11 protein-coding genes are annotated in these 18,202 nt (G+C 70.2%); 4 read left to right on the top strand and 7 right to left on the bottom strand.

What is annotated here, in order from left to right:
* Nucleotides 1–112: 112 nt before the first annotated feature.
* The 5 genes from BLA60_RS16195 to BLA60_RS16175 form a co-directional block, all read right to left on the bottom strand.
* A complete protein-coding gene (locus tag BLA60_RS16195; protein WP_075133692.1) occupies nt 113–2,059 on the bottom strand; it encodes a KAP family P-loop NTPase fold protein in 1,947 nt (648 codons plus the stop codon).
* Between the two features lie 33 nt (nt 2,060–2,092).
* On the bottom strand, nt 2,093–3,094 hold the full coding sequence (locus BLA60_RS16190; RefSeq protein ID WP_211288741.1) for a glycosyl hydrolase: 1,002 nt from the start codon (nt 3,092–3,094) through the stop codon (nt 2,093–2,095).
* A gap of 95 nt (nt 3,095–3,189) precedes the next feature.
* Nucleotides 3,190–4,230 carry a LacI family DNA-binding transcriptional regulator gene (locus tag BLA60_RS16185; protein WP_075133690.1) on the bottom strand — a complete coding sequence of 347 codons (1,041 nt, stop codon included), beginning with the start codon at nt 4,228–4,230 and terminating at the stop codon, nt 3,190–3,192.
* Between the two features lie 87 nt (nt 4,231–4,317).
* Entirely contained in the window at nt 4,318–5,673 is a 1,356-nt protein-coding gene (locus BLA60_RS16180; protein ID WP_075133689.1) for a glycoside hydrolase family 183 protein, read from the bottom strand.
* Nucleotides 5,674–5,767: 94 nt separating this feature from the next.
* Nucleotides 5,768–7,861, bottom strand: a complete 2,094-nt coding sequence (locus BLA60_RS16175) for a sialate O-acetylesterase (RefSeq protein WP_084734990.1) — start codon at nt 7,859–7,861, stop codon at nt 5,768–5,770.
* Between the two features lie 383 nt (nt 7,862–8,244).
* Between BLA60_RS16175 and BLA60_RS16170 the strand changes: the two genes are divergently transcribed.
* The 4 genes from BLA60_RS16170 (at nt 8,245) to BLA60_RS16155 (ending at nt 14,244) form a co-directional block, all read left to right on the top strand.
* Nucleotides 8,245–10,194, top strand: a complete 1,950-nt coding sequence (locus tag BLA60_RS16170) for a protein kinase domain-containing protein (protein ID WP_075133687.1) — start codon at nt 8,245–8,247, stop codon at nt 10,192–10,194.
* A gap of 88 nt (nt 10,195–10,282) precedes the next feature.
* Nucleotides 10,283–11,197: a TIGR03564 family F420-dependent LLM class oxidoreductase gene (locus tag BLA60_RS16165; protein ID WP_075133686.1), complete on the top strand. Its 915-nt coding sequence runs from the start codon at nt 10,283–10,285 to the stop codon at nt 11,195–11,197.
* Between the two features lie 168 nt (nt 11,198–11,365).
* On the top strand, nt 11,366–12,811 hold the full coding sequence (locus BLA60_RS16160; protein WP_075133685.1) for a pectinesterase family protein: 1,446 nt from the start codon (nt 11,366–11,368) through the stop codon (nt 12,809–12,811).
* 20 nt (nt 12,812–12,831) lie between these two features.
* Nucleotides 12,832–14,244: an RICIN domain-containing protein gene (locus BLA60_RS16155; RefSeq protein ID WP_075133684.1), complete on the top strand. Its 1,413-nt coding sequence runs from the start codon at nt 12,832–12,834 to the stop codon at nt 14,242–14,244.
* Nucleotides 14,245–14,292: 48 nt separating this feature from the next.
* Here BLA60_RS16155 and BLA60_RS16150 read toward each other — a convergent pair whose 3' ends face one another.
* Nucleotides 14,293–17,670: a glycosyl hydrolase family 95 catalytic domain-containing protein gene (locus BLA60_RS16150; protein WP_084734988.1), complete on the bottom strand. Its 3,378-nt coding sequence runs from the start codon at nt 17,668–17,670 to the stop codon at nt 14,293–14,295.
* A gap of 128 nt (nt 17,671–17,798) precedes the next feature.
* Nucleotides 17,799–18,200 (bottom strand): winged helix-turn-helix transcriptional regulator, encoded by a 402-nt coding sequence (locus BLA60_RS16145; protein ID WP_075133682.1) that lies wholly within the window; start codon nt 18,198–18,200, stop codon nt 17,799–17,801.
* Nucleotides 18,201–18,202: the final 2 nt, after the last annotated feature.

Raw genomic sequence — 18,202 nt, 5'->3', positions numbered from 1 at the left:
ACAAGAAACCCGGCCAAGTCGGGATCCGCTACGACACGCCACCCCTGCTCGTCATCCTGCCGCCACGACCCCCGAAACCCCCACCAAAACAGCCACCAACCAGCAGAAACACCTAAAGTAAGCGGCATTGCACCCGGATCGGCTCCGGCGCCTGGTCGCCGGTGCCGGCGGTGGGCGGGGTGGTGGTCCGCGGAGCGCTGGCGGGGGTGCCGAGCAGATCGTCGAGCAGGGCGGTGACGTTGTCGGTGTCGATGTGCGGGATCGTCACCGGCAGCTGGATGAGCTTGCGCAGGAAGCTCCAGCCCGGGGTCGGGTCGTCGCCGTGCGGCACCTTGCCCTTGAGCGTGGCGTACACGTGGTCCAGGTGCGCGGCGACGGTGGTGGTGTCGAGGCAGAGCACGAACCGGGTGATCGGGAACGTGCGGGTGACGAACATGTTGATCGCCTCGAACACCTCGGCCGTGGCCCGGGGCGTGCACCGGTCCAGGTCGTCGACGAACACCACGACGTGGTGACCGCACGCCTGTACGTCCGCCAACACGGCGAACACGTCGTGCTGGGCGAGGTAGAGGTACCCGGAGTCGGCGTTGTGGTAGGGATCGCGCAGGTCCTCGTCGTCGCTGCCGCCGGGCGCCGGCCCGGCGAACAGCTCCGCCGGCAGGAAGTCGGCGGCCGGCCGGGTGAAGTACCGGACCAGCGAGTGCCCGATCGCCCCCAGCAGCATCACCAGGGTGAGCCCCACGGCGATGTTCGACCCGGCGATGTCCACCAGCCAGGCGAGCCGGTAGGTGTCGGTGGAGCGGGCCATGGCGGCGATCAGCGGGACGGCGAGGGCGAGCGTCGAGACGGCCGTGAGCGGTGAGCGGACGTTCCTGCGCAGTGAGCGCCGCAGCCGCATCCGGTCGACGCGGTCGAGGTTGCGCTGGAACCAGTAGCGTTCGGTGGCCGGCGCGCTCCGGGGGAGCAGGGTCTGCTCGACGGCGCCGAGCAGAGTTCCGGTCAGGCCGGCCCAGACTTGTTCGCTGGTCTGGTGGGCCCACGGCTCGAACCTGGCGGTGATCAGCGGTGGTTGTTCGGTGTCGGGTCGGGGCAGCATGTCCCGCCGCCACAGCCCGGTTCCGCGTCCGCCGAGGGCACGGTCGGCCTCGAACACCCGTAACGGCCGGACCTTCCCGACCGGCGTGGGCGGTGTGCTCGCGGGGTCGAGCCTGGCCCGCACCAGTTCCACGAGCGAGGTCTTGCCGATGCCCCACGGCCCGTCCAGGGCGATCACGGTCGGTCCGGAGCGGTCGGGGTCCTCGTCGTGGGCGGGTGGCGTGATCACGTCGGCGAGGGCGTCGATCATCGCCCCACGCCGCAACAGATCCGCCGCCGGCGGCCGGTCCCCGAACCCCCGCGTCCCGATCCGCCACTCCACGTCCGAGTCAGGCGTCGGCGGCTGCTCGGTACGTGGCGCTGGAACCGACGATGATGATTCGGACGGGAACTCTCCGCTGCCGAACAGTCGCAGCCACGCCCTGATCGCGGTGTCCTCGATCGGCACAGCGACCGGCTGGTAGGACCGCGGAGACGTTCCCATGTCGGGCTGGATGATCTGGGTGTAGAACTCCTCCGACACGATCACCGCGACGGACGCCCCGGCGGCACGTAATTCCTTCGACACCACGTCGGCGTCGACCAGGCGGACCGCGGTGAGGACAGCCCGACCGGAACGGTACCCGTCCTCGGTACGGAGATCTCCGGCATGGACGCCGATCCGTAGTCGCAGCGGAGCCGGATGGACCCGGCGGTCGTTGTGCCGGATCACGGCGGAGCTGATCCGGTACGGCAGCCGGTCCGCGACCAGAGATTTCGAGATGTCCGGAGGTACGAGAACGAGTGTTCCGTCGCCGCGATCCTGGACCTCGCAGATGTCCAGTTCGATGCCCGATTCGCTGAACGCGGTTCGGAGCACCTCGTACATGCCCTTGCGTGTCTCGCGGTAGTTGTCGATCTCGCGATTCGCGTCGAGGAGGCCCTCGATGTCGACCGCGATGATCGTCCGGTGCACCAACGGCATGGGCCCCCTCGGCGAACTCCCTGTGGGGAAGTTCTACCGGATTCCGGGGACGGTGAACTCTCCCTGGTTCAGGACGCGCCGGTGGAAGTAGCACGCCTGGATCTCGGCGTTGGTGTTGTTGCCGCGCAGGTGTTCCGACCACACCATGAAGTACGACCAGCGCGGCTGCCCGTCCAACAGTGCCGGTGTCGGGACCTTGCCGGTCTCGCCGATCGCGATCGGCTTGTCGCCGGCGATGGAGCGGATCTGTTGGTAGTCGGCCGAACTGGGGTAGCTCTTGTACCAGACGTCCAGCGACACGACGTCGACGTAGGCGTCGCCGGGGTAGTAGGCGGCCCAGTCGCCGGCCGGGTTGTCCTGCACGTTCCACACCCACACCAGGTTGTCCAAACCCTTGCCGGACAGGTAATCGTGGGTGATTCGGTACAGGCGGGCGCCGCCGTTGGGGCCGGGGCGGTTGCCCCACCAGTTCCAGGACTCGTTCATCTCGTGCAACGGGCGGAACAGTACGGGCACCCCGGCGTCCTTCAGTTGGCTCAGGTAGGGCACGACCTCGTCGAGGCGGCGTTTCCACGCGTTGTTCAGGGCCGTGCCGTCGGTGACGAGTTGGCCGTACTGCTCGTCGCTGATGTTCGTCTTCACACCGCCGTCGAACTGGCAGGTGCTGCCGCCGGTCGGGGTGCAGACGTGCCAGGTCAGGGTGACCAGCGAGCCGTTGGCCCACTCGGTCCTCGCCTGGTCGACGATCCGCTGGCGGTTGGCGACGTCCTCCGGGCGGAACATCAGGTCGCCGCCCCACAGACCCGGCCACTGGCCGGTGACGTCCTTGACCTGCTGGGTGTACTGGTTGGGGTTGCTGGCCGGTTCCTTGTTGTGCTGGCCCGACACGACGTACTGGCCGGTGATCGAGTTCAGGTGGTCGATCACCCGCTGCGGGGACGACGGCGGGAAGGCCTGCGCGGTCCCGGTCGGGACACCCAGGGCGAGTGACAGCGCGGCGGCGGCGACCGCCGCCCGGCGACGGAACGTGGACACGGTGATCTCCTCAAGCGCGGCAGGGTTACTTGAGCGTTCTATCTACCGAAGGTAAGTGACCGGTGTCACAGCGTCAAGACCTCAACTAGAACGCACTAGTTCGCCGGCGGCGCGGTGGAACCACGGGGGATCAGGCTCGGCACGTGCGCCAGTTGGCTGTCCGCCGGCGCGCCCTCGATCACCGCGAACAGCGTCTCGGCGGCCTGGGCGCCGAAGGAGAACACGTCGTGGCGCATGGCCGAGAGCGTCGGCCGGGTGAGCTGGCACAGCTGCGAGTCGTCCCAGGCGAGCAGGGACAGGTCCGCCGGCACCGACAGCCCGAACTCCGCCGCCACCCCCAACGCGGCGACCGCCATGACGTCGTTGTCGAACACGATCGCCGTCGGCCGGGGGGTCTCCAGCAGCAGCCGCCGGCACGCACGACCGCCCTGGTCGGCGGAGAAGTCGGCGACCACGGTCCGCGCGTCGAGCCCCAGCTCCCCGGCGACGGCGGTGAACGCGGCCGTGCGGATCGCGCTGTGCCCCAGTTCCGCCGGCCCGCTCACCCGCGCCACCCGCCGGTGCCCCAGGGCAGCCAGGTACCGCACGGCCTCCTCGACGGCGGCCGCGTCGTCGGTCCACACGGAGGTGAACGGCCCGGCCAGACTCGGATGTCCGACCACGACCGCCGGCAGCCCGATCCCGCTCAACGCGGGGATCCGGGGATCGTCACGCCGCAGGTCGACCAGGATGCTGCCGTTGACCCGGCCGCCCTGCCACCACTCCCGGTGCACCTCGACCTCGTCGTCGGTCTCCACCAACCGCAGCAGCAGCGAACAGGACCGGCGCTTGAGGACGCTCTCGATCCCGGAGATGAACTCCATGTAGAACGGTTCGAGCCCCAGCAGCCTGGCCGGCCGCGCGATCGCCAGTCCCACGGTGTGCACCCGCCGGCCCGCCAGCGACGACGCGGCCAGGTTGGGCCGCCAGCCGAGTTCGCGCGCCGCCGCCAGGATCCGCTCCCGCGTGGCCGCCGACACCCCCGGCCGGTCGTGCAACGCGATGGTCACCGCCGACGGCGACACCCCGGCCAAGGCCGCGACGTCCCTGATGGTCGTCCGCCGCTCCCCGTTCGCCGCGTCGGCCTGCCTCGCCACAGCGAACCCACCGCCATCCCGGTCCTCGGTCCCGTTCCCGCACGGCACAGTAGCGCGCCGTGCTGGAACGCTCCAGTGCCGACCGGGTCAGCTTCCCGGGGTGGACGCCGCGAGGTCGGCCCGGCTGACCCGGGGGTCGCAGTTGTCGGCCAGGACGGCGATCTGGTCGGCGCGGGGTAGGCGGTGCCACTGGGGCGACACCGGGCCGACGTGACCCGGCAGCGCCGGCTCGTCCCGGGTCACCACCAGCTCCTCGCCGACCCGGCCCCCGGCGGCGATCCGCCCGTTGAGCGACCCGGACCACTGCCGCACCCCGTAGAACGTCGAGTTGGGGCCGGGGTTGATCCACTGGGACACCAGCAGCTGTGCGCCGCCCAGGGTCGAGTACGGGTGGACCACCGGCGCGTACAGGTTCTGCGCCTGGACCGGGGTCACCTGGGTCCTCGGCGCCGACCACAGCCCCGTCGGGTACGGCGCGGTCTGGGTGACCGCGCCGCGGGCGCCGTTGAGGAACGACAACACGACCCGGCCCTCGATCACCTCGGCCGCGATCTCGCCGATGGCCTCGAACGGGGTCGGGGCGCCGATGATCGGGGTCGACGGCCCACCGGGACGCCAGTCCCATCGGCCCGCGCCGTCGGCGCCCCAGAACGTGTACTGGCCGCGCTGCCACATCCGGTCCCACGGCACCCGCATCAGATGGATGCCGCCGCCGGCCCAGCGGCCCTCGTTGGTGCCGTAGATGTACACGAACGGCTCGTTCGGCCACATGATCATGGCGTTGTTCTGGAAGTGCGACCAGAGGCCCTCGTTCCAGAAGTCCATGTTCTCCTGGTTGGTCTCCAGGTTCCAGGTGCGCGTCCAGTGCTCGGCGTGGGTCTCGGTGGACGTCCACTGGCGCGAGTACCACGTCCGCCAGCTGCCGCCGGGGCTGGGAATGCCGCCCTGGTCGGGAATCGCCCAGTCCCGCACGCCGAACGTGGTCATCATGTAGCGGCCGTCGGGCAGGTGGATCAGGTCGTTGGGGATCTCGGTGACGACCTGGCCCGGCTGGTGGCGCGCGACGTCGTGCGGGGCGTGGACGTAGGGGATCATCTCCTTCGCGCGGGCGCCGCCGATGCAGTTGTCCCAGCGGATCCCGTTCTGGATGTCGCCGTTGGACTGGCGCAGCCCGACCGGCGAGCGCCACCCGGTGCTGTTCTGCGGCACCGGCTGGTCGAACGTGTCGCCGAAGATCGTGATGCAGTAGCCGTGGTTGGTGCGCGCGGTGAACCCGAGGTCCGTGCCCCGGAAACCGAACCGGGCGGTCTCCTCACCGGTCAGATCCTTGACGTAACCGGCACGCGTGCCCGGCTCACCGGCGGCCGTGCCGGTCCCGCCGGCCAGTCCGCCCGCGCCGAGCAGCAACCCGGCGGCACCCTTGAGAAAGGTCGAGCGGCTCACGCCGTGAGCCGCTCGACCACTGTCGTCCCGCATCTCGCCCCCTTGGTGACCACGCTGTCACCAGGACACTACCCACTGTGCGGGTGTTGCGGAACTAGCCGACGGTGATCCCGGTGAACGCGAGCATCCCGACGCCGGTGGCGTTGGTGATCCACGGCCCGGCCCGCAGGTGCCCGAGGTAGGTCACGCCGGTCGCGTCGGGCGCCGGCTCGGACAGCGTGAGCACCAGCCTGCCGCCCGCCTGGTACTCCACGGCGGACACCGTGGCGGTCGACCCGTCGATCCGGAAGTCGGCCTCGGCGCCCGGGTCGACGGTGAGCGGGTCGGTCGAGCGCAGCTGGACGGTGATCTCGGTGCGCGCCTGGTCGGTGAACGCCGCGTCGCGCGGGTTCGGTGGCGCCACCCCGGCCGACGGCCCCCGGTACTGGTCGCGGGCGAGCACGGCGAACGCGTGGTCGCCGAGTTCCCGGTACCCGCCGGCGTAGGCGTAGTGGCAGCCGTCGTGCCCGGACAGGCCGTTGGTCGACAGCACCGTCACGTCGTGGGTGTCGCCGAGCCGGCGCTGCGCGTCCCGCAGGGCGATCGCGGTTCCGTTGTTGCACGGGGAGGTCCGCACCTGGTAGGTCAGGTACTGGCTGCCGCCGGGGATCGCCGCGCCGAGGTCGGCGCGCCAGTCGGCCAGCAGCGAGGAGTAGCCGCCGACGTGCACGGCCGCGTTGTCGCTGTCGCTCTCGCCCTGGTAGAAGAACACGCCGCGCACCCGGTCGGCGATCCCGGCCGCTGCCAGGCGCTGGCGCAGCCGGCCGTAGTTGGTGGTGATCCGGTCGGGGTCGGCGTCGTCGCGCTGGAAGAAGGCGATCGGCTGCCCGCCGTGCGCGCCGTTGACCAGCGCGACCGGCACCTTGTAGGTGTCGACGATCCGGCGGCCGGTGCGGATGGCCCACTGGCCGATCGAGCCCGACTGGTAGGACACGTCGCCGGTGGCGTGGTGCCAGGCCCGGTCCGCGCCGGAGATCACCGGGTCGGGTGTCGACGAGCCGAAGCTGCGCAGCCACGGCGACTCCTCGCCGGCCGCGTTGCCGACGTAGCGCGCCGCCTGCGCGTTCGACTGCCCCTGCACGACGTACACGTCGCCGGAGACGATGTCGGTCCAGTGCGCGACCCGCCGCTCGACGGCCCCGACGGTCCACAGGCTCAGCTTGTAGGAGTGCAGCCCGGCGGTGATCCGTGGGGAGAAGGAGAACTGGCCGTCGCGCACCCGGGCGGTGTGCGTGCGGGTGCTCCGCCCGGAGGTGACCTCCAGCCGCAGGGTCCGCACTCGGGGGTCGAGCACGGTGCCCGAGACCGGGACGCTGGCCCCGCCCTGGGCGTCGCGCGGGTAGAGCTGGCGGTCCCGCGGCCCCTCGGTGACCGTGGCGGGCGCCGGCCGGGCGTAGACCGTGAGCCGGCGCTGGGTGAAGGAGTTCGCGTTGTTGGCGAAGGTCCAGTCCGGCTCGCCGGCGGTGTTGGTGCCGATCCCGACCGACAGCGCGGCGTCGTCGGCCGAGGTGAAGGTGTTGACCGCGAGGACGGTCTTGGGGTGGAGCTCCGACGGGCGGGTCGCGCCGATCTGGTGGACCTGGAACGAGCCGTAGCCCTGGGTGTTGCCGGTGATGTTGTCGTCGGCGTCGTACACCTGGGAGGAGGCGTTGGCGACCTGGGTACTGGCGCCGGCCGAGTACTGGTTGGGCCACATCTCCAGGTAGCCGGTTTGCCCGCCGCCGACGTTCACGCCGGGGACGTTGGTCCGGACGTCGAGGTCGTCCACCCGCTGCCGGACGATCTGGCCGGACATGGTCGGCAGGCCGAGTCGGGTCGCGTCGTCGGTGAACGCCTCCATCGACGTCCACACCCACTTCGGCCCTTCCGGTCCGTCGAGCTCCAGGCAGTACCCGACGCGGTCGAAGCCGCCGGCGACCTCCGCCGTCCGGTCGAAGTCGTAGGGAACGGGCTGGTTGAGCCAGTCCGACTCCGAGGGCAGGTCGAGGCCGAGCACGGGTGTGAAGCCCGAGGTCTCGCGCACCTGGTCCGCGCAGGCGGTGTCGGGGGTGTCGGCGGTCGCGGTCGCCGGTGTGATGGTCAACAACAGCCCCAGGGCGGCGAGCGCGACGCTCGTCCGTGAAGGCAGGGAATCCGAGAACGTAGGCATGAAGTTCCGTGTCTCCTCGCTGCACCACGTAAGACATCAGATGAATACGTGATGATCAGCGTAAATCACGTTCAGTGCCCGCAACAAGCCCGTAACCTGCCTGAACTATAGTTCAGTGCCTGGTCAAACCTCGCTCGGACATCACGTCATTCATCAGACGTATCGGGCAATTCTTCAGTGAACCGGCCGAACGAACGCCCGGAGTTCGACATCCCCGAGACCCACCGAGGCAAGCGCGTTCCTGGCCACCTGGTCCACGACGACACCTCCAGGTCGGCGGGTTCACGACGAGCGGCACGCCACCTTCTCCCACATAACGGTCCGGCCGCCGGCCGGCGTGCGCTAGGTTCGTCCGGCTCTCGCGACGTCGACAGGGGGACAACGTGCAGCTGGAACCGGGATCGAATCTCGGGGCGGTGGCCGGACTGCCGCCGGTTCTGGTCAGCCAGGTCGCCACGGCGGTGGCCGGCGCCCTGGATCACGCGCACGCCCAGGGTTTCCTGCACGGCGACGTCCGGCCGGCGGCCATCGAGATCGGGCCCACCGGGCAGCCGGTGCTCGGCGACGTCGCGATCGGGGCGCTGGACGTCCGGTACGCCGCGCCGGAGCGGATCCGGGGCGGTCAGGTCGACGGCCGGGCCGACCAGTACTCGTTGGCGTGCACTGTGTTCCGCCTGCTCACCGGGCACGACCCGTTCCCCGGCCCGGACCGGGCGGCCGTGGTGGCCGGGCACCTCGGGCAGCCGGTGGCATCGGTCCTGCCGATGCACCCGTACCTCGGCCCCCGGGTCGACGAGGTCCTCGGGCAGGCCATGGCCAAGGATCCGGGCTACCGCTTCGCCTCCTGCACGGCGTTCGCCCAGGCCTACGCCGCCAGCCTCGTCCCGCCGCGGCCGATGGTCCCCGTCGGCCCGTCCCGGCGGCGGCCCTGGCTGATCGGTGTGGCCGCCGCGGTGGTCGTCGCGCTGGCCGCGGCGGTGGTCCTGGTGGTGACCGACGGGTCCGACGACGTGTCGGCCGAGGGCGGCGGCGGGGGATCGGTGTCGGACCTCACCTGGGACGACACCCTCTACCCGCAGGAGGCCGAGTCGATCCAGCACACCCTGCGCGGCGACGAGCTGCTCCGCACGATCGGCGGCCGGCCGACCCCGCTGTGGACCACGCCGATGTCCGGCGGCCCGCCGGACGTGGTCGGCGGCGACGACCAGATCATCACCCTGCGCAGCGGCACCTACCTGATCGGCCTGGCCGCGGCCACCGGCGCGGCGACCTGGCCGCCGGTCGACCTGCAGGAGGCGCCGATGGCCTGCGCGGTGCACCGCAACCGGATCGGCTGCGTGTCGCCGGTGAGCACCGGGTCGGACTCGTCGGTGTTCATCCTCGACAGCGGCACCGGCAAGCTTCTCCGGACCATCAAAGTCCCCAACCGGGATCTGCGCACGATCGACGTCGTCGGTGACCGGCTCGTGGTGACCACGCAGTTCGGCAGCGGCGCGGACACCGGTTTCGCCGCCGGTTACACCACCGAGGGCGACGAGGTGTGGACCTACGAGGGCGACCAGAACATGTACCTGGTGCCCAGCCAGGGCCTGCTCGTCGACGGTTCGATCGACGGCGACGAGGTGAACTTCGTCGGCACCGACGACGGTGAGCGCGTGCTCGGCGCCGAACGGGTCAGCGACGAACGCGACCTCACCTGGGCGGTGTTCCGGGGAGGTATCGCCGTCCAGAACCCCACCTGGACCGGCACCGATCTCTACGACCTGGAGGGTGAGAAGGTCTCGTCGGTGGCCGGGTGGGAGCCGACCGGCTACCAGAACGTGTACTCGCCGGTGTTCGCCCTGCCGCTGCTGTCGCGCCTCAAGGAGCGTTCGCCGCACTTCCGCGACGAGAACACGGTCGCGGCGGCCAACCCGGAGACCGGGCACCTGCTGTGGCGCGTCGACGGCCCCGAGCTGACCCGCCAGATGGTCACCCTGGAGGACCGGCTGCTGCTGAAGGTCGCCGACCCGGACGCCGGCACCGGCCCCGACGGCGAACCGGAATCGACCGGCCGCGAGTTCGTCCGCGTCCACGACGTCTACACCGGCGAAACCCTCTCGCCGGCGATCGACATGACCGGAGACGTCGCCGTGGAGATTTACTGGATCGAGTCCGACGGCACCCACCTGGTCTACAACTACATCGACGACGACGGCGGGTACGCCGACATCGCCTATCGCATCGAGACCGGTGAGAAGGCCTGGGAGATCACGGCGACGAACCGTTCCGGTTATCCCGGAGGCGCCATCGTCGTCGCCGGAACCGACGATTCGGTCAGCCTCTACCGGTAGCCCTACACCGTCAGCGGGCCGTTGGTGAACCCCCGTTCCGCATGGTGGGCGTGGGAAGGGGGCGGGATGTCGGAGTGTTGCCGCTCGCATGCGTATCGGAGTGGTGATTCCCGCTGGGGCGGGCAACGCGGTGGACTCGGCGGTGGCCTTCGGGCACGAGGCGGCGAAGGCCGGGATCGGGTCGGCGTGGTTCCCGCAGCGGTTCGACGTCGACTCGGTGGCGGTGGCGGGGCTCGTCGGCCGGGCGGTGCCGGGGTTGGCGGTCGGTTCGTCGGTGGTGCCGGTGTACGGGCGGCATCCGATCCCGTTGGCCGGTCTGGCGCAGACGACACAGGCTGCCACCGGTGGGCGGTACACGTTGGGGTTGGGGCTGGGGGCCTCGGCGTTCGTGGAGCCGGTGTTCGGTGAGCGCCACGACCGTCCGGTGCGGCGGCTGCGGGAGTTCCTGATCGCGCTGCGGTCGTTGGTGGACACCGGCACGGTGGACTTCGCGGGGGAGACGCTGGTGGCGCGTACGCCGATGCCGGCGTCGGTGGCGGGCGGGTCGCCGCTGCCGGTGGTGGTGGCGGCGATGGGGCCACAGGCGTTGCGGGTCACCGGTGAGCTGGCGGACGGCACGGTGCCGTTCCTGGCCGGGCCGAGGGCCATCGGCGAGCACATCGCGCCGGCGATCATCCGGGCGGCCGAGCGCGCCGGGCGGCCCGCGCCGAGGATCGTGGCGGCGGTGCCCGGATTGGTGACCGCCGATGTCGCGGCGGCGCGGGAGGTCGCCGCGCGGCAGACCGCGTTCTACGACGGTGTGCGGTCCTACCAGCGTTCGATCGCCCTGTCCGGCGCGGAGAAGGCGGCCGATCTGGTGGTACTGGGCGACGAGCAGGTGCTCGCGGACGAGATCCGACGTTACCTCGACGCCGGCGCCACCGAGGTGGTGCTCACCCAGACCGACCTGACCACCGACGAGGACCGCCGCCGAACCTGGCGCCTGCTGGGGGAACTGGGCTGAACCGCGTCCACCCCGGGTCGCCGGCCCGGGGTGGACAATCCTGTCCTTGACTGCCAAGACATCAGATCTCTACCGTTGCCTGTCTGGGAGCGCTCCCAAAATCTCACGACACCGGTCGTACGCCGGTGGCTCGCCGTCGTTGATGCCGGTTGAGAAAGGGATGTGCCCATGAATGGCAGGGACAGACCGATTCGTTCGTTCTTCGGACCCGTGTGGCGCGCCGTGGTCGCGGTGGCACTGGGTCTCGGCGTGTTGACCGTCGCCTCCGCACCGGCCTCGGCGGCCGTTCCGGTGGCCGGCGGGACCTACCAGATCAATGTGCTGAACAGCGGCAAGTGCATGGAGGTGCAGTCGGGGACCACCGACAACGGGGCGTTGCTGCGGCAGTGGCAGTGCACCCAGGCGACCTGGCAGCGCTACCGGTTGCAGTCAGCCGGCTCGGGTGTCTACACCTTCGCCAGCGCGCACACCGGGAAGTGTCTGGAGATCCGCAACGGCACGACCGAGATGTTCGCGCAGGTCCAGCAGTGGGACTGCACCGGCGCGGCCTGGCAGCGGTGGCGGTTGGTGGCGTCGGGGACCGATTCCTACCAGATCGTCAACGACGTGACCGGGTTGTGTCTGTCCAACAAGGACGCCGGACAGGACAACGGGGTCGCGATCGTGCAGGAGACCTGCACCGCCAACACCAACAAACGCTGGCGCTTCGCCCCCGACGGCTCGACCCAACAGCCCACGGTCGCCGCCGACGGCACCGGGCTCCACCGCACGGTGCAGGCGGCCGTCGACGCCGCGCCGACCAACAGCCCCAGCCGGATCCTGATCACCATCAAACCGGGAACCTACCGCGGGGTCGTGACCGTCCCGTCGAACAAACCGAACATCACCTTCGAGGGCCTCGGCACGTCGCCGTCACAGGTGCTGATCGTCAACAACCACTCCGCGTACACCCACGGCACGTCCGGCAGCGCCACCGCCTTCCTCAACGGGCGGGACTTCCTCGCGGTGAACCTGACGATCTCCAACGACTTCGACGAGAACTCCACCCCGGAAGGACACCAGGCCGTCGCGGTGAACCTCGGCGCCGACCGCGCGGTGTTCCGCGACGTGCGGCTGCTCGGCGACCAGGACACGTTCCTGGTCAACGACTCCGCCCGGGCCTACATGGTCGACTCCTACGTCGAGGGCACCGTCGACTTCATCTTCGGCGGCGGCACCATGGTCTTCCACCGCACCTCGGTGTACGAGAAGCGGTCCACCGGCGGCCCGATCACGGCCGCCAGCACCGCCGCCGAGAAACGGTACGGGCTGATGTTCTACCAGTCGACGATCACCGGCTCGGGCTCCAACAACACCACCCTCGGCCGGCCGTGGCGACCCAACGCCCAGGTGCTGTACCGGGAGACCTCGCTCAGCGGCACGATCCGCACCTCCCAGCCGTGGACCGACATGTCCGACAACTCCTGGCGCGACGCCAGGTTCCTGGAGTACCGCAACACCGGCGCCGGCGCCGGCACCAACTCGAACCGGCCGCAACTGAGCGACGCGCAGGCGGGGGAGTACACCCCGCAGAAGTACCTGGCGGGCACCGACGGGTGGAACCCGATCGGCTGAGCGGAAAGGACAAACATCAGATGAGATCCACGATGTTCGGTGTCGTGGCGGCGGTGACGGGAGTCGTCGCCACACTCGTGGTCGGGCTGACCTCGGCCCAGGCCGCCGTGCCCGCCGCCGGCGGGACCTACCAGATCGCCGTGGTGAACAGTGGCAAGTGCATGGAGGTGCAGTCGGGGACGACCGACAACGGGGCGTTGTTGCGGCAGTGGCAGTGCACCCGGGCGACCTGGCAGCGGTACCAGCTGCGCTCGGCCACCAGCGGAACGTTCGAGCTGGCCAGCGCGCACACCGGGAAGTGTCTGGAGATCCGCAACGGCACGACCGAGATGTTCGCGCAGGTCCAGCAGTGGGACTGCACCGGCGCGGCCTGGCAGCGGTGGCGGTTGGTGGCGTCGGGGACCGACTCGTACCAGATCGTCAACGACGTGACCGGGTTGTGTCTGTCCAACAAGGACGCCGGACAGGACAACGGGGTCGCGATCGTGCAGGAGACCTGTACGGCCAACACCAACAAACGCTGGCGGTTCACCGCCGACAGCCAGTGGTCGAACACCCCCGACGGGTTCGCCGGGGCGGCCGGGACCACCGGCGGCGCGGGCGGCCAGACCGTCACCGTCACCAGTCAGGCCGACCTCGAACGGTACGCCTCGGCCGCCGAACCGTACACGATCCGCGTCGGCGCGGCCGTCACCGTGTCGCCCTACGGCCGGGAGATCCCGGTCCGTTCCCACAAGACGATCGTCGGCGTCGGCACCAACGGCCAGATCGTCAACGGCGGGTTCTTCCTCGGCGAGGGCACCAGCAACGTGATCATCAGGAACCTGACGATCCGCGACACCCGGGTGGCCTCCGACGACCCGGACGACAAGGACTTCGACTACGACGGCATCCAGATGGACACCGCGAACCGGGTCTGGATCGACCACAACAAGATCGTGCGGATGAACGACGGGCTGATCGACAGCCGCAAGGACACCACGAACCTGACCGTGTCGTGGAACGTCATCGGCGAGGGCAACAAGTCCTTCGGGATCGGCTGGACGACCAACGTCACCGCGCGGATCACCATCCACCACAACTGGATCCACGACACCAACCAGCGCAACCCGAGCACCGACAACGTCGCCTACGCCCACCTCTACAACAACCACCTGCAGAACATCAGCGGCTACGGCCACTACTCACGCGGCTACACCAAGATGGTCATCGAGAACAGCTACTACCAGAACGTCAAGAACCCCTACTACCCCGACACCACCGCCGAACTGCGCCAGACCGGGAGCGTGGTGACCGGCTCGTCCGGCCGCCAGGAGACCCGGGGTTCGGCCTTCAACCCGCGTGACTTCTACAGCTACACGCTCGACCCGGCCGCCGACGTCCCCGCACTGCTGGCGGCGGGCGCCGGACCGCAGGCCGGTATCACCGGCTGAGACACAGCGAGGTGGGCCCGGCCGAGGCCGGGCCTACCGTCGTTGTCGTCAGCCGAACGCCCGGGTACGCCAGGTGTCGACCTCGTCGGCCGCCAGCGCGTCCGGCAGTACCGCCACCCGGTCGAGGGCACCGGTCAGCCGCTGACCGCCGCCCTGGTCGGCGGCGAAGCGGAACTCCCTGGTGGCGCAGGCGTTGATGCCCTCCTCGGACACCAGGCCGCCGCCGGCCCGCGCCCCGTCCACGTACACCTCGACCTCACCGGCGTCGGACATCACCACCACGAGGTCGACCCAGCGGCCGGTCGGGACCACCGCGTTGGTGGTCACCCCGACGTTGGCGCCGATGAACCGCACGGCGTTCGACGGCGTCAGGTCGATCAGCACCCCGTCGGTGCCCGGGTCACCGCTGGGCTGGAAGTCCCAGAGCCGGCGGTAGGACCCGGTGTCGTCGACCCGGACCTCGGCGGCGAACGTCGCCTCCTTCAGGAACCCCAACGTCGTCGGTTCGGTCCGCACGTAGGTCTGGCCGTCGACGGTCAACCCGGAGCCGGTGGGCGCGGACGGGTCGTAGGCCGCCGTGCCGACGACCGTGCCGTCGCGCCCGTTCGGCGAGACGTCACCGATCGTCGTGCCCTCGGTCGGGTCCCACGCCAGCAGCGGTTCCCCGGACGGCGGCACGGCGCACGGCGGCAGCGGTTCGATCCTCACCTGGGTGACCCCGGTCAGCCCCCAGGTTCCCAGCGTCGCGGTCAGGCTCTCGGCCTTCGCCGATCCGCTGACCGGGGTGACCTGGAAGGTGTACTCCCGTGACTGTCCCTCGCGCAGCGACTGGACGCGGTGGCTGGCCGGGGTGACCGCCCAGCCCTCCGGCGCCGCGAGCGACACCCTGGTGGTCGGCACGGTCGCGTCCAGCGCGTTGACCGTCACCGTCGCGTCGAACGGGGTGTCGGCGGTGACCACGTCCGGCGCGGCGACCGACACCGAACCGGCGGCCGCCGCGACGTAGCGGCGGTTCTCCTGGACGCGGAAGGTGACCGTCCGGCCGTCCCGCCGGTACTGGACGTTCTTGCCGGTCTCGGCGTCCACCAGCCGGAAGCGGCCGGTGAACAGGTCGCTGCCGACCGTCAGCTCACCGGAACGGCCGGGGGTGAGGGTGATGCTGGTCGGCACGCCGCCGGTCCACCGGGTGTCCACCGTGACGTCGCCGCGCGCCTTGAGGCCCTTGATCTCGCCGTCGGCCCACGCGTCGGGCAGCGCGGGGAGCACGTCGATCACGCCGTCCTGGCTCTGGAGCAGCATTTCCGCCACACCGGCGGTGGCACCGAAGTTGCCGTCGATCTGGAACGGCGGGTGGGTGTCCCACAGGTTGGGCAGGGTGCTGTTCTTGAGCTGCTCCTCCAGCATCAGGTACGAGTGGTTGCCGTCCAGCAGCCGCGCCCAGAAGTTGATCTTCCACGCCTTGCTCCAGCCGGTGCCGCCGTCGCCACGCGCCTCCAGCGAGGTACGGGCGGCCTGCGCCAGCTCCGGGTTCCCGCGTGCCGACAGCTGCTTGCCGGGGTGCAACGCGAACAGGTGCGAGACGTGCCGGTGGGTGTTGTCCGGGTCGTCCCAGTCGGACTTCCACTCCTGGAGCTGGCCCCAGCTGCCGACCCGCAGCCCCGGATCGAGCTTGGCCAGGATGTCCGATGTGGACCGTACGGTCGCGTTGTCCCGCAGGGTCCGCGCGGCCTGCTGGGTGTTGGTGAACAGGTCCCACACGATCTGCTGGGAGATCGAGGCACCGGCGGAGAACGGGCCCTGCTCGGGGGAGAAGCTGGGGCTCACCACCAGCGTGCCGTCACGCGGGTCGGTGACCAGCTCGTCGGCCCAGAACTCGGTCAGCGACTTCATCACCGGGTACGCGCGCTCGCGCAGGAACTCCTGGTCGTTGGTGTACAGGTAGTGGTCGTAGTAGTGCTGGGCCAGCCACGCGCCGGCCTCGGGCATCCAGAAGGACGCGGCGTAGTTGTGCACACCGGTGAAGCCGAACGGGTTGGTCTCGTTGTTCACCACCCAGCCCCGGTTGCCGTACATCTCCCGGGCGGTCACCTCACCGGGCGCGACCATCGAGTCGACGTAGTCGAACAGCGGCGCGGTCGTCTCGGACAGGTTGGTGACCTCGGCCGGCCAGTAGTTCATCTGCAGGTTGATGTTGACGTGGTAGTCGGCGCTCCACGGCGGGGACGTCGAGTTGTTCCACACGCCCTGCAGGTTCGCCGGCAGCGAGCCGGCGCGCGAGGATCCCACCAGCAGGTAGCGGCCGTACTGGAAGTACAGCACCTCCAGCGCCTTGCGGTGCGCCGAGGGCAGGTCGCGGGTCCGGTAGGCGGAGAGCAGGTCGTCGGTCGGCAGGTCGGGCATCCGCTGGCCGATGTCGAGCGAGACGCGCCCGAACAGTTCGGTGTGGTCGGCGACGTGGCGGGCCCGCAGGTCCTGGTAGGACCGGGCGACGGCGTCGTCGACGCGGTCGGTGACCGCGGCGTGCGGGTCCTCGCCCCGGTAGGTCGGGTGGACGGGGGCGTAGTCGGTGCCGGCGGCCATCACCAGCACGACCTCGTCCGCGCCGGCGACGGTGACCGTGCCGTCCGGGTTGTCGGTGCGGGTGCCGCCGGTGGTGCTCACCTGCACCTGCGACTCGAAACGCATCCTGTTGTCGTTGAGGTTGCCGGAGAAGGTGATCCGGCCGTCCCGCGCGACGAAGGTGCGCGACCTGTTGCTGGGTGCGGTGATCGACACCGTGAGGTCCAGCTGCCCGCGCTCGCTGGCGGTGTAGCGGCCGACGATCACCTGGTCGGCGGCCGAGGCGAAGTACTCCCTGGCGAAGGTGGTGCCGCCGGCGGTGTAGCCGACCCCGGCGGTGGCGTCGGCGATGTCGAGATCGCGCCGGTAGCCGGTGACGTCCTGCGGTGCCCGAGGCTGGGAGATCCGCAGCTCACCGAAGTTCTGGTAGGCGCCGAACCCGGTCTTGGGCTGCCCGAGCACCGAGGCGACCCAGTTGGGGTCGGCCTCGCCCTCGGCGGTGATCCGGTCCTGGACCTGCTCGATCGCCCCCGGCCGGGGCGTGGTCCAGTTGCCGAAGTCGTAGCCGGGGGAGCCGGGACCGCCGGTCCACAGGGACTTCTCGTTGAACTGCACCTGCTCGTTCTGGATGCCGCCGAACACCGAGGCGCCCAGCGCCCCGCTGCCGATGGGCAGCGACCGGGTCTCCCAGTCGGTCGCCGGTTCGTCGTACCACAGTGTCAGCGCCTCGCCGGCGGGTGCCGGCCCGTGGTCGCGTTCGCCCGGTTGGCCGGCCGCCCCGGTACCACCCGTGCTGACCAGCGACAACGTCAGCACCGCGGTGATCACGGCAGCGTTGCGTCGTCGCGCTCTCCGTTGAACGTCCATGTCCGTCTACCCGCGTTCCTCGCTGGGACAGGTCATTCGCAGGCTAGAGATCCGATGTATGACCGGTCAAGATGCTGCCCAGTGTCTGGACGCGACCGAATGGCCTAGTGAAGCGGAGATTCATCAGATCACTGAGCGGCGTGCCGGGCGGCCGCGATCTCACCGCGATGGTCGATGACCCAGTCGGCGAGCGCGGAGAGCGGCACCAGCAGTGAGCGTCCCAGTGGGGTGAGGCTGTACTCGACGCTGGGCGGAACGGTGGGGAAGACCTCGCGGTGGACCAGCCCGTCGGTCTCCAGGCCGCGCAGGGTGCGGGTCAGCATCCGCTGGCTGATGTTCTCGATGTCGCGGTGCAACTCGTTGAAGCGGTACGGCCGCCGGCCCAGCAACACGATCACCAGGACCGTCCACTTGTCACCCACCCGCCGCAGCACGTCGGTGACCGGGCACCGCTCGTACTCCTCGGACGGAACGGGACTGGGCAGCGGCGCGCTGACCACGGAAGGAACATCGGTGTTCCTACGGGACACGA

It is taken from the genome of Actinophytocola xinjiangensis (genome assembly GCF_001921215.1).
In the GTDB taxonomy this organism is placed as follows: domain Bacteria; phylum Actinomycetota; class Actinomycetes; order Mycobacteriales; family Pseudonocardiaceae; genus Actinophytocola; species Actinophytocola xinjiangensis.
The sequence above is the reverse complement of the archived record's forward strand: the minus strand, read 5'-3'. Positions and strand labels throughout refer to the sequence as shown.

Bases quoted from the DNA above. Each gene is read 5' to 3' on its own strand.
- BLA60_RS16175 (WP_084734990.1), bottom strand. From the start codon at position 7,861: ATGCCTACGTTCTCGGATTCCCTGCCTTCACGGACGAGCGTCGCGCTC.
- BLA60_RS16165 (WP_075133686.1), top strand. From the start codon at position 10,283: ATGCGTATCGGAGTGGTGATTCCCGCTGGGGCGGGCAACGCGGTGGAC.
- BLA60_RS16155 (WP_075133684.1), top strand. From the start codon at position 12,832: ATGAGATCCACGATGTTCGGTGTCGTGGCGGCGGTGACGGGAGTCGTC.
- BLA60_RS16195 (WP_075133692.1), bottom strand. From the start codon at position 2,059: ATGCCGTTGGTGCACCGGACGATCATCGCGGTCGACATCGAGGGCCTC.
- BLA60_RS16160 (WP_075133685.1), top strand. From the start codon at position 11,366: ATGAATGGCAGGGACAGACCGATTCGTTCGTTCTTCGGACCCGTGTGG.
- BLA60_RS16150 (WP_084734988.1), bottom strand. From the start codon at position 17,670: ATGGACGTTCAACGGAGAGCGCGACGACGCAACGCTGCCGTGATCACC.